Source organism: Bacillus sp. lyk4-R2A-2, assembly GCF_030209735.1.
Taxonomy (GTDB): domain Bacteria; phylum Bacillota; class Bacilli; order Bacillales; family Bacillaceae; genus Bacillus; species Bacillus pumilus.
Map to the genome: position 1 here is coordinate 47,305 of NZ_JARVRK010000005.1, position 12,496 is coordinate 59,800.

9 protein-coding genes are annotated in these 12,496 nt (G+C 41.9%); 8 read left to right on the forward strand and 1 reads right to left on the reverse strand.

Annotation, left to right across the window (positions count from 1 at the left end):
- The first annotated feature begins 48 nt into the window (after nucleotides 1-48).
- The 7 genes from dnaE to QRN39_RS07105 all read left to right on the forward strand — a co-directional run bounded on the left by dnaE (nucleotide 49) and on the right by QRN39_RS07105 (nucleotide 10,483).
- Nucleotides 49-3,384 (forward strand): DNA polymerase III subunit alpha, encoded by a 3,336-nt coding sequence (gene dnaE / locus QRN39_RS07075; RefSeq protein ID WP_284906652.1) that lies wholly within the window; start codon nucleotides 49-51, stop codon nucleotides 3,382-3,384.
- Nucleotides 3,385-3,525: 141 nt separating this feature from the next.
- On the forward strand, nucleotides 3,526-4,758 hold the full coding sequence (ystJ, locus tag QRN39_RS07080) for an NADP-dependent malic enzyme (protein WP_050943586.1): 1,233 nt from the start codon (nucleotides 3,526-3,528) through the stop codon (nucleotides 4,756-4,758).
- A gap of 304 nt (nucleotides 4,759-5,062) precedes the next feature.
- Entirely contained in the window at nucleotides 5,063-5,938 is an 876-nt protein-coding gene (gene accD / locus QRN39_RS07085) for an acetyl-CoA carboxylase, carboxyltransferase subunit beta (protein ID WP_050943587.1), read from the forward strand.
- Complete coding sequence (accA, locus tag QRN39_RS07090) at nucleotides 5,923-6,900, forward strand: acetyl-CoA carboxylase carboxyl transferase subunit alpha (protein WP_003216264.1); 978 nt, start codon at nucleotides 5,923-5,925, stop codon at nucleotides 6,898-6,900. The genes accD and accA overlap by 16 nt, the downstream gene beginning before the upstream one ends.
- Nucleotides 6,901-7,242: 342 nt before the next feature.
- Nucleotides 7,243-8,202, forward strand: coding sequence for a 6-phosphofructokinase (gene pfkA / locus QRN39_RS07095; RefSeq protein ID WP_012010865.1), 960 nt, complete (start codon nucleotides 7,243-7,245; stop codon nucleotides 8,200-8,202).
- A gap of 27 nt (nucleotides 8,203-8,229) precedes the next feature.
- The gene (gene pyk / locus QRN39_RS07100; RefSeq protein WP_050943588.1) at nucleotides 8,230-9,990 is read left to right on the forward strand and encodes a pyruvate kinase; all 1,761 of its coding nucleotides are present in this window, start codon (nucleotides 8,230-8,232) and stop codon (nucleotides 9,988-9,990) included.
- 103 nt (nucleotides 9,991-10,093) lie between these two features.
- Nucleotides 10,094-10,483: an FxsA family protein gene (locus QRN39_RS07105; RefSeq protein WP_003216718.1), complete on the forward strand. Its 390-nt coding sequence runs from the start codon at nucleotides 10,094-10,096 to the stop codon at nucleotides 10,481-10,483.
- A gap of 25 nt (nucleotides 10,484-10,508) precedes the next feature.
- On the opposite strand, the gene ytvI is transcribed toward QRN39_RS07105, so the two are convergent.
- Nucleotides 10,509-11,627, reverse strand: coding sequence for a sporulation integral membrane protein YtvI (gene ytvI, locus QRN39_RS07110; RefSeq protein WP_268459544.1), 1,119 nt, complete (start codon nucleotides 11,625-11,627; stop codon nucleotides 10,509-10,511).
- A gap of 100 nt (nucleotides 11,628-11,727) precedes the next feature.
- Here ytvI and QRN39_RS07115 point away from each other — a divergent pair, with 100 nt between their 5' ends.
- The gene (locus tag QRN39_RS07115) at nucleotides 11,728-12,192 is read left to right on the forward strand and encodes a DUF441 domain-containing protein (RefSeq protein WP_284906656.1); all 465 of its coding nucleotides are present in this window, start codon (nucleotides 11,728-11,730) and stop codon (nucleotides 12,190-12,192) included.
- Nucleotides 12,193-12,496: the final 304 nt, after the last annotated feature.

The following is a 12,496-nucleotide window of genomic DNA, read 5'->3' on the forward strand; positions in this document are numbered from 1 at the left end:
GCGTTTTATAATGAAAGAATGACTTTAGACGAAAGGAGTGGATTAAGCATGTCTTATGTTCATCTTCAGGTCCACAGTGGATACAGCTTATTAAGCAGTGCAGCAAAAGTAAAGGAGCTCGTGCTGAAAGCGAAAGAACTTGGCTGCAAGGCGCTCGCTCTTACCGATGACCATGTGATGTATGGAACGGTTGAATTTTATAAGGAATGTAAAAAACATGGCATCAAGCCGGTCATCGGTTTAACAGCTTCTGTCTTCATAGATGAACAAGAGACAGAGGCTTATCCCTTGGTACTCCTTGCCAAAAACAATGAAGGCTACCAAAATTTGATCAAGATCAGCAGTGTGCTGAAATCAAAATCAAAAGCTGGACTGAAAGAAAAATGGCTGAAAAGCTACCACCGCGGGCTCATTGCCATCACACCAGGCGTTTCTGGTTACATTGAAACGCTGCTTCAGCAGGATCAGCTAGAAGAAGCGCATGATGCGGCGAAACAATTGAAACATATTTTCGGTGAGGGACATGTGTACATCGCACTTCAGCCATTTCAGCAAGACGAATCGCTTGCCCGTAAACTGAGGGACGTCTCAAAAAGTGCCGACATTCCTCTTGTTGCGACAGGAGATGTCCACTACATCAACATGGAAGACAAAACGGCCTATACGTGTTTAAAGGCTATTAAAGCAGGGCAGCAGCTGCCTGAGGTTGAGGAAGACCGAGCAGAAAAGCATTTCAGAACCTTTGAAGAAATGAAGGAATGGTATACGCAGGATACGGAGCTGCTATCAAGAACGGTGGAGATCGCAGACCGCTGTGAAGTCGATTTAAATCTTGGGCAGACAAAACTCCCATCCTATCCGACCCCTGATCAATCAACAGCAGATCAGTTTTTACGCAAAGTGTGTGTAGAAGGGATGAAGCAAAGAAAGATTGCTTCAAATGACGCGTATGTGAAAAGACTTGAGTACGAACTGAGCATTATCCAAAAAATGAATTTCAGTGATTATTTTCTCATCGTGTGGGATTTTATGAAGTATGCCCATGACCAAGGCATTGTCACAGGGCCGGGCCGGGGATCGGCAGCAGGTTCACTTGTTGCCTATGTACTGTTTATTACGGATGTTGATCCGCTCCGTCACGGTTTGTTATTTGAACGTTTCTTAAATCCTGAGCGAATCAGTATGCCTGATATTGATATAGATTTCCCCGATACGAGAAGAGATGAAATCATTTCTTATGTAAAAGACAAATACGGAGACATGCATGTGGCGCAAATTGTCACGTTTGGAACACTTGCAGCAAAAGCAGCCTTAAGAGATGTAGGGCGTGTGATGGGGATTGATTCAAAGGCAGCGGATCGTCTTGCAAAGCTGATTCCGTCAAAGCCAGGAACGACGCTGAAAGAAGCGCTCACTGCATCTCCTGAATTAAAAACAATGCTCCAGCAGTCCGACGAGCTCAGGCAAGTCTTTCAAACTGCTTTAAAGGTAGAAGGCTTGCCAAGACATACCTCGACACATGCAGCCGGCGTTGTGCTGAGCGAGGAGCCGCTGACAGAGATTGTTCCTATTCAAGATGGTCATGATGGTGTGTATTTAACGCAGTATGCGATGAATTATTTAGAAGATCTTGGGCTTTTAAAGATGGATTTCTTAGGACTAAGGAACTTAACCTTAATTGAATCCATTAAAAACCAGATTGAAAGACAGGAAAACGTCCACATTAACTTTAGTGACATTTCATATGAAGATCAGAAAACATTTGAATTGTTATCAGCGGGGGATACAACTGGGATTTTCCAGCTTGAATCACAAGGGATGCGTCAGGTGCTGAGACGCCTTAAGCCCTCTAGTTTAGAAGACATCGTGGCAGTCAATGCCCTCTATCGCCCAGGTCCAATGGAGAATATCCCGCTTTTTATCGACCGAAAGCACGGCAGAGTCAAGGTCTCTTACCCGCATCCTGATTTGTATGACATTTTAAAAGACACATATGGGGTCATCGTCTATCAGGAGCAAATTATGCTGATTGCAGCGAAGATGGCAGGCTTTCAGCTTGGCGAGGCAGATCTATTAAGAAGAGCTGTTTCGAAGAAGGATAAAAAGGTCCTTGATGAAGAGCGGAGCCATTTTGTTGAAGGATGCCTAAAAAAGGAGTATCCTGTTAACATTGCAAATGACGTTTATGACTTAATCGTCAAATTTGCAAACTATGGTTTTAATAGAAGCCATGCTGTTGCATATAGCATGATTGGCTTTCAGCTTGCTTACTTAAAAGCGCATTATCCGTTATATTTTATGTGCGGACTTTTAACGAGTGTGATTGGAAATGAAGACAAAGTCGCTCAATATTTCTATGAGGCAAAGGAAAAAGGGATATCTGTGTTGAAGCCTTCTATTAATAAGAGTGAATTTCCATTTACGGTTGAAAAAGGGGAGATCCGCTACAGCTTAAGAGCGATCAAAAATGTCGGAGTGTCAGCTGTAAAGGATATATACAGGGCAAGACAGGAAAAGCCGTTTGAAGATTTATTTGATTTTTGCGCAAGAGTATCAGCAAAGAGTGTCAACCGAAAAACGATTGAAGCACTCATTTTTTCAGGGGCGATGGATGAGCTTTATCCAAATCGTGCTTCGTTATTGGCATCAATAGATATTGCATTAGACCACGTGTCATTTTTAAATCCAGATGATCAGCTCGACTTTCTGGGGGATACAACCTTCTCCATTAAGCCAAAATATGCGGAGATAGAAGAATTGCCGCTTGTCGATCTCCTGCAATTTGAAAAAGAGGCACTTGGACTATATTTATCAAATCATCCTGTACAAGCGTACCGAGATCGCTTAAGAGAGAATGGTGCAGTGGACATCATCAGACTTTCTTCCTATATAAAGCAAAAGGTCTCAATGGGTGGTCTTTTGACAAAAGTGAAATCGATTCGAACAAAAAATGGACAATCGATGGCATTTATCACATTTGGGGATGAAACGGGAGAAATGGAAGGCGTCGTCTTTCCAGAGCAATTTAGAAAGCTGTCCCCCTTACTTGAGGAGGGCGCCATGCTTTATGTTGAAGGCAGAATAGATGTCAGAAATGACAGCAGCCAGATCATCGTGCAAGAAGCCGTTCTGCTTGAAGAGATGGGCACACAAAGAAAAGAGTCTGTCTACATTCGAGTGAAAGAAGAAAATCATACGCAGGAGCTGCTAGAGCAAGTAAAGCGGGTGATCTCGATGCACAGCGGAGAAGCAGATGTCTATTTGTATTATGAGAAGCAAAAAAAGACAGTGAGACTTCCAGATGCATACAAAGTTCATGCAGATCATGCTGTCATTTTCCAGTTAAAAGAGCTGCTCGGTGAACAAAACGTTGTGATTAAATGATGACAAATCGCCTGAATATGTTTTACAAATTCACCTATTGTGTTATCATTTTAAAGATTCTGTGTATTTAAAACTGCCAGTATGTGCTTATCAACTTAGCAATTCATTAAATCATTTTCCACTTGAAGGAGTGTTCATCACATGTCATTAAGAGAAGAAGCATTACATATGCACAAAGAGAATCAAGGCAAACTTGAATCAAAATCAAAAGTACAAGTGAAAAATGCGAAAGACTTGAGCTTGGCTTACTCACCTGGTGTTGCAGAACCATGTAAAGATATTTATGACGACACAAGCAAAGTGTATGATTATACAATGAAAGGCAATATGGTCGCTGTTGTCACAGACGGAAGTGCTGTTTTAGGGCTTGGAAATATTGGTGCAGAAGCATCTCTTCCAGTCATGGAAGGAAAAGCTGTATTATTCAAAAGCTTCGCTGGCGTTGATGCCTTCCCAATCGCGCTTGCGACAAACGATGTAGACAAAATCGTTGAAACAGTAAAGCTTCTTGAGCCAACGTTTGGCGGTGTCAACCTTGAAGATATTGCAGCTCCAAACTGCTTCATTATCGAAGAGCGCTTGAAAAAAGAGACAAACATTCCAGTGTTCCACGATGATCAGCACGGAACAGCGATTGTGACAGTAGCTGGACTTGTAAATGCACTGAAACTGTCTGGAAAATCAATGTCCTCTATCAAAGTGGTGGCAAACGGCGCTGGAGCAGCGGGAATTGCGATTATCAAGCTTCTATATCATTTCGGTGTACGTGATATCATCATGTGTGATACAAAAGGCGCAATTTACGAAGGCCGCCCGAACGGTATGAATGCAGTGAAAAACGAAGTGGCTAAATTCACGAACCAAGACCGTAAAGAAGGTTCATTAGAAGAAGTGATTGAAGGCGCTGACGTCTTCATTGGGGTTTCAGCAGCAGGCGCTCTAACAAAAGAAATGGTTGGCAAAATGGCAAAAGATCCTGTCATCTTCGCAATGGCGAATCCTAATCCAGAGATCATGCCAGAAGATGCACATGCAGCAGGCGCAAGTGTTGTAGGAACTGGCCGTTCTGACTTCCCGAACCAAGTAAACAACGTACTGGCATTCCCAGGAATTTTCCGCGGAGCACTAGATGTACGTGCAACCCACATTAACGAAGAAATGAAAATTGCAGCCGTTGAAGCAATTGCTTCTCTTGTTTCAGATGATAAATTGTCAGCTGAATACGTCATCCCTGAACCATTTGATGCACGTGTAGCACCAGCGGTAGCAAAAGCAGTAGCAAAAGCAGCAATGGAAACTGGCGTTGCAAGAATCAAAGTCGACCCAGAAGAAGTTGCTGAAAAAACAAGAAAATTAACGATTATCGGCGAATAATCAATTGGAAAAGTGTGCACGTTCTTTCTGAAATTGGAGGAAAGACGTGCACCATTTCCTCTCATACGCGAAAATTTTTTCATCCGGAATGATATTTTTTTGTAGACGTTCACAATTCACATATATCAACTGCTCAGCGCCCCAAACACATACTCATTTCTCATCAATTCCCCACTGAAAAAATTGAATGAAGGATGACAGCGTTTGACAAAAAAAGTACAATAGTTTCGGTACAGTTATGACATGTCCTATAATAGTGGATGTGCGTGTAAAGAAAAAACCCTTCAAAAAGGGAGGTAGTCATTTGTCAATCAAAAATATTTTCAGTAAAAAGAAAAAATATGCATCTGTACCCTCTGAACAGGCAAGTCAAGATGTGCCTGAAGGCATCATGACCAAATGTCCGCAATGTAAAAAAATAATGCTCACCAAAGAACTAGATAAAAATTTACGTGTTTGCATGAATTGCGGTAGACATTTGCAAATGAATGCAAAACAGCGTATTGACAGCCTTGTTGACGAAGGCACATTTGAAGAATTTAACGGGCATCTGATCTCAGAAAACCCGCTCGGATTCCCAGGCTACGAAGAAAAGCTTGAGAAAGACAGAGAAAAAACGTCTTTGAATGAAGCCATTGTCACAGGTCAAGGTGAAATTGAAGGCAAGCCTGCTGTGATCGCTGTCATGGATGCCACATTCCGTATGGGCAGCATGGGCTCAGTTGTTGGTGAAAAGATCACACTTGCGATCGAGAAAGCAAAAGCGGACAAGGTGCCATTTATCATCTTTACTGCATCTGGCGGAGCGAGAATGCAAGAGGGGATCCTCAGTCTTATGCAAATGGCAAAAACAAGCTCAGCATTAAAGCTGTTCAGCGAGGATCAAGGTTTGATTATCTCTGTGATGACGAACCCAACAACTGGCGGTGTATCAGCTAGTTTCGCGTCTCTTGGTGATTACAACTTTGCAGAACCTGGTGCTTTAATTGGGTTTGCAGGTCGTAGAATCATTGAACAAACCATTCGTGAAGACCTGCCAGAGGACTTCCAAACGGCTGAATTTTTAATGAAGCATGGTCAATTGGATGCTGTCATTCATCGTGCAGAGATGAAAGAAACACTAGGCCGAATCTTAGCATTACACAGCACAGGAGGTGAACGAGAGTGGCTGGAGAACTAGAATTTGAAAAACCTGTCATTGAACTTCGAGCGAAAATTGATGAACTGAAAAAGTTCACACAAAACTCAGAAATGGATTTAAGTGCAGAAATTGAGCGTCTTGAAACACGTCTGAGCAAACTTGAAGCAGACATTTATACAAATTTAAAACCGTGGGACAGAGTACAGATTGCTCGTCATGCGATGCGCCCAACAACTCTCGATTACATTCAAGAGCTGTTTGACAACTTTTTCGAGTGTCACGGTGACCGTTTTTATGGCGATGATGAAGCGATCGTTGGAGGAATTGCCACGTTTAAAGGGCTTCCTGTCACGGTGATTGGCCATCAGCGCGGTAAAGATACAAAAGAAAACTTGCGCCGTAATTTCGGAATGCCTCATCCAGAAGGCTACCGTAAAGCGCTGCGCTTGATGAAACAAGCAGATAAATTTAATCGCCCGATCATTTGTTTTATTGATACAAAAGGAGCTTATCCTGGTAAAGCAGCTGAAGAACGCGGGCAAAGTGAAGCAATTGCGAAAAACCTATTCGAAATGGCAGGACTTCGTGTACCGGTTGTCTGTATTGTCATTGGAGAAGGCGGAAGTGGCGGCGCACTAGGCTTAGGCGTAGGAAACCACCTATACATGCTAGAGAATTCAACGTATTCAGTGATTTCACCTGAAGGTGCAGCAGCACTGCTCTGGAAGGACTCATCACTTGCGAAAAAAGCTGCAGAATCAATGAAAATTACGGCTCCAGACCTAAAAGAATTAGATATTATAGATGATGTTATTAAAGAAGTGCAAGGTGGAGCACACCGAGACGTGAAACAACAAGCAGCCTACATTGAAAAAACATTAAAACAGTCACTTACATCTTTGCTCAAACTAACACCTGAAGAACTAGTCGAACAAAGATATCAAAAATACAAAGCAATCGGGAAAGTATCGGTTGAAAATCAATATATTGGGGTAAACTAAATAAACGTACAGCCTTTTTGGCTGGCGTTTATTTTTTTTCATCCTTTTTCATGAAAACCGACCTCATGTAAGCGCTATTTGAAAATAATTTTCTTTTGTTTTCATAAAGTTTGAAACGTCTGAAAACCCTGATACGGTGGGCTTTAGAAGGCTGGATCTTCCTCGCTTTTGAAAGAATTGCTTTCATGACTTTCTTAACTTTTGTTTAAAAACGGTTTATTTAATTGTATAATAAGTACGGTTTTAGAAATACGTATTGAAAACATCTGGTTTTGCTCATGATTGTTTTCAAGCAGTGGAAATGGTATGTTTAATTCATATATGGTCTCTGAGGTGAAAAAGATGAAGCGTATAGGAGTTTTAACGAGCGGTGGGGATTCCCCAGGAATGAATGCAGCTGTGCGCGCAGTTGTAAGGAAAGCGATTTACCATAATGTTGAAGTTTACGGTATTTATAATGGATATTCAGGTCTAATTAACGGTAAAATTGAGAAACTTGAAATAGGTTCAGTTGGCGATATCATTCATCGTGGAGGAACAAAACTTTACACGGCAAGATGCCCTGAATTCAAGACAGTTGAAGGTCGTGAAAAAGGCATTGAGAACTTAAAAAAATTCGGTATTGAAGGACTTGTTGTGATTGGCGGAGACGGTTCATTCATGGGAGCGAAGAAATTAACTGAGCTCGGTTTTCCATGTGTAGGTGTCCCGGGTACAATCGACAACGATATCCCAGGTACTGATTTCACTATTGGCTTTGATACAGCACTGAATACAGTCATTGACGCCATTGATAAAATTCGTGATACAGCCACATCTCATGAACGTACATACGTAGTGGAAGTAATGGGAAGACATGCTGGTGATATTGCTCTTTGGTCAGGTCTTGCAGGCGGAGCCGAATCTATTTTGATTCCTGAAGCAGACTATGACATGGATGAAATTATCGCGAGATTAAGAAGAGGGCACGAGCGCGGCAAGAAGCACAGTATCATCATCGTCGCAGAAGGCGTAGGCAGCGGTGTTGAATTTGGTAAGCGGATTGAAGAGGAGACAAGCCTTGAAACCCGTGTATCTGTCTTAGGACATATTCAGCGCGGAGGTTCTCCAAGCGCATTTGACCGAGTACTCGCAAGCCGTTTAGGAGCATACGCAGTAGAACTTCTTCTTGAAGGAAAAGGCGGACGCTGTGTGGGCATTCAAAGCAACGAACTCGTTCACCACGATATTTTAGATATCTTAGATAAAAAACATACAGTCGATCAAAATATGTACCGACTTTCACAAGAGCTCTCTATATAAAACGAGAAGACCTTAGGAGGAACAGTAATGAGAAAGACAAAAATCGTTTGTACAATCGGTCCAGCAAGTGAAACTATTGAAAAGCTGACTGAATTGATTGAAGCAGGAATGAATGTAGCCAGACTAAACTTCTCTCATGGAGATTTTGAAGAGCATGGTGCACGCATCGAAAACATTCGTAAAGCAGGTAAAACATTAGGCAAGGACATTGCGATCCTTCTTGATACAAAAGGTCCAGAGATCCGTACACGTACAGTTGAAAACGGCTCAATTGAGCTAGTCGCTGGTGCAGATCTTATCGTAAGTATGGAAGACATTGTTGGAAATACGGAAAAAATTAGTGTGACGTATGAAGAGTTAATTCATGATGTAGAAGTAGGCTCAACGATTCTATTAGATGATGGTCTTATTGGTTTAGAAGTGAAAGAAATTAACATGGACCGCAAAGAAATCGTCACAAAGGTCATGAATACAGGCACGCTCAAAAACAAAAAAGGTGTAAACGTACCAGGTGTAAGTGTGAACCTGCCAGGTATTACAGAAAAGGATGCCAATGATATTCTGTTCGGAGTTGAACAAGGCGTCGATTTCATCGCAGCTTCTTTTGTGAGACGAGCTTCTGATGTTCTTGAAATTCGTGAGCTTCTTGAAAAGAATAACGCGGCTGACATTCAAATCATTCCTAAGATTGAAAACCAAGAGGGTGTTGATAACATCGATGAAATCCTTGAGGTATCAGACGGTTTGATGGTTGCACGTGGAGATCTTGGTGTAGAGATCCCGGCAGAAGAAGTACCACTTGTTCAAAAAATGCTGATCAAAAAATGCAATCGCTTAGGCAAACCAGTCATTACAGCGACCCAAATGCTTGATAGCATGCAACGTAATCCTCGTCCAACTCGTGCGGAAGCAAGTGACGTGGCAAATGCCATTTTTGATGGCACAGATGCGATTATGCTTTCTGGTGAAACAGCAGCAGGAACATATCCAGTAGAAGCTGTACAAACGATGCATAACATTGCATCACGTTCAGAAGATGCACTCAACTATAAAGCCATTCTTTCTCGCAGAAGCGAAGAAGTAGATGTCAGCATTACAGATGCCATCGGTCAATCTGTTGCACATACAGCGATGAAGCTTGACGTTGCAGCGATTGTGACACCTACGGAAAGCGGTCATACAGCAAGAATGATTTCAAAATATAGACCAAAAGCACCAATCGTAGCAGTTACAGCAAACGAATCAGTTGCGAGAAAGCTATCTCTTGTATTCGGTGTATTTGCAAAGAGCGGCTCAAAAACGACGTCTACTGATGAAATGCTTGAGAATGCAGTCGAGAAATCGATTGAAACAGGCTACGTGAGACATGGCGATTTAATCGTTATTACAGCTGGTGTGCCAGTTGGTGAAACAGGTACAACAAACTTAATGAAAGTTTATGTTGTCGGTGACATCATTGCGAAAGGTCAAGGAATTGGCCGTAAATCTGCATTTGGACCGGTTGTCATTGCGCAAAGCGGAAAAGAAGCAGAGGAAAAAATGTATGATGGTGCAATTCTTGTTGCAAACTGTACAGACCGTGATATGATGGGTGCTTTAGAAAAAGCATCTGCCCTGATCACTGAAGAAGGCGGACTAACAAGCCATGCAGCAGTCGTTGGACTTAGCCTTGGCATTCCAGTGATTGTAGGTCTTGATGGTGCAACAACACTGCTAAAAGAAGGCGAAGAGATTACAGTAGATCCGGCACGCGGAGCGATCTACAAAGGCCGTGCAAGCGTCCTTTAATTGATACCCACGAGGGGAGTTGTCTGACTCCTCTCTTTTTTTATGTTACACTAAAAAAGTAAAACAGCTTTCGGGTGAAAGGTACCCCATGAGGTGATATGGCTTGAAAAAATATTTGCTACTATTATTGATTCTGTTCCCTGCCGTGGAAATCAGTTTATTTTTAATATCAAGTAAAATCATTGGCATTTTGCCAACGATGCTGATGATCGTACTCACGAGTGCATTAGGTGCTTATTTTGCAAGAAAACAAGGAATCGAAGCTTTTCAAAAAGTGCAAAGAGATTTACAATATGGCAAAATGCCAGGGGTAGCGATTGTCGATGGTTTTTGCATTCTAATCGGCGGTCTGCTGCTACTCATTCCCGGCTTCTTATCAGATATCATCGGTGCGCTGCTGCTCATTCCGATGACGAGAAAGCAAATCAAGCCGCTTTTTGAACGCTGGCTCAGAAACATGTCTAATCGCAGTCGCTATACAATTATTCGCTAAAGAGACCTTGAACTGAAGGTCTCTTTTACTTTTGAATGCCGTACCGAATGTACTGATAGATATCCCTGAAAACACCTGCATTACGAAATGCTTGCCACACGACAAGGGAAGCAGGGCCAATGACGAGTCCGAGGAAACCCAACCATTTTAACCCGACAAATAGCGCCACAAGCGTGGCTAAAGGATTAAGCCCAATGGATTTGCTTAAGACTTTTGGCTCTGATATTTGTCTTTGAATGAGCACGACAATATACAAAATGCCGAGCCCGATGGCGAGTGAAAGGTTTCCTGTCATGGCGGAGTAAATGATCCACGGCAGAAAAACGGTGCCGCTCCCGATATAAGGAAGTAAATCGACAAACCCAATACATAAAGCAATGACAAGGGCGTGCTCGACTTTTAAGATGATCAGTCCAATGATGACAAGGCCGATGGTCATCGCAACAAGCAAAAGCTGCGCCTTCATAAAACCGGTAATGGCTTTTTTGATTTCAGATAAAATGGCTCGTGTATGCTGCATCCATTTTGCGGGAAAGATACGAGAGCCATATTTTTTTAATGTAAACCAATCTTTCGTGATAAAAAAAGTCGCCAGCGCAGAAAACAAAAGGGTTGCGGCTGCATCAGGCAAAAGACCTAAAAAAGCCGGGATGAGCTCGAGTGTTTTTGAAAGAAAAGTCCCTATTTTTGCGGCAGCTTCATCGCCTAGCGCTTGGATTTGTCCCAAAATCGATTCCTTTTGACCAGCTTGAAGTGTATTAAATTGGGCGGTTACATCATGGTACAAAGGCAGGATCTTATCTGTAAAAAACTGTTCCACAATCCCAATCATACGATCAAGGTGACCAGGCAGAACCTTTGCCAAATAAGCACTTCCTGAAATGATTTCTGCTACTAAGAGTGTGATGAAACCGGCTGCTACTACTAAAAAGAGCAGTAGTACAATGACGACAACAAATCCTCTCGGCATTCCGGTGATCTCTTCTATTTTGCATACAGCAGGGTGAATCAGGCAGGATACAATAAGTGCAATCCAAAAAGGATATAAAAAAGGAAAAGACTGATATAAAAAGACAACCGCAAAAACAGCAATGCTGATCATCATCAAACTTCGTAGAAAAATGGCCATATAGGTGTGATTCACACAATCCCCTCCAAAAAACAAGCATGTCCGATACTTCATTTTATTCAAAAAGATTAGTAATATGAAAAGGTCGCAATAAAAAGAAAGGAAGGGGCGGCGTATGTTTACTCAAGCAAATTTATTTTTGGTTCTTTTACTCGTTATTGCACTTATTGCAAAAAACAATTCATTAATTTTAGCGGTTTCTGTGCTCATTGGGATTAAGCTGATTGGTTTGGATCAAAAAATTTTCCCAGTTCTTCAGTCGAAGGGCATCAATTGGGGGGTCACCGTCATTACAATTGCTGTGCTTGTTCCTATTGCAACTGGTGACATTGGATTTAAGCAGCTTGGAGAAGCCATGAAATCCTCTTATGCTTGGATTGCACTTGGAGCGGGTATATTAGTAGCATTAATCGCAAAAAACGGTATTGTGCTACTCGAAAATGATCCGCATATCACGGCAGCACTTGTGTTCGGGACGATTTTGGCAGTCAGCTTATTTAAAGGGGTAGCTGTCGGTCCGCTGATCGGAGCAGGAATTGCTTATTTGGCGATGCAGGCTATGAAATTTTTCAGCGGTTGAAAAGAGAGTGGTTCATGCCACTTTCTTTTTTATTTTTTTCTTGCGTGAGCTTTTGCAAAAAAACATAATTAAATATAATAAAAGAAGCAAAATCCCTTTATTCCATGCCTGATATGGAAGACTGGAAAAAAAAATATCAAAAAAAATTATAGTTAAACATTTAACAAATGTCTGATTATTGTTTATAATGGGAATAGGCTTAATTTTGAACTCATTGATCACACAAGAGATATGAGGCTAAAAGCGCTCTAACCGTATAGGTAAATGTAAGCATTTTCTTTTCTGAACCTGCCGACTTATTCGG

Bases quoted from the DNA above. Each gene is read 5' to 3' on its own strand.
- dnaE (WP_284906652.1), top strand. From the start codon at position 49: ATGTCTTATGTTCATCTTCAGGTCCACAGTGGATACAGCTTATTAAGC.
- ystJ (WP_050943586.1), top strand. From the start codon at position 3,526: ATGTCATTAAGAGAAGAAGCATTACATATGCACAAAGAGAATCAAGGC.
- pfkA (WP_012010865.1), top strand. From the start codon at position 7,243: ATGAAGCGTATAGGAGTTTTAACGAGCGGTGGGGATTCCCCAGGAATG.
- pyk (WP_050943588.1), top strand. From the start codon at position 8,230: ATGAGAAAGACAAAAATCGTTTGTACAATCGGTCCAGCAAGTGAAACT.
- QRN39_RS07115 (WP_284906656.1), top strand. From the start codon at position 11,728: ATGTTTACTCAAGCAAATTTATTTTTGGTTCTTTTACTCGTTATTGCA.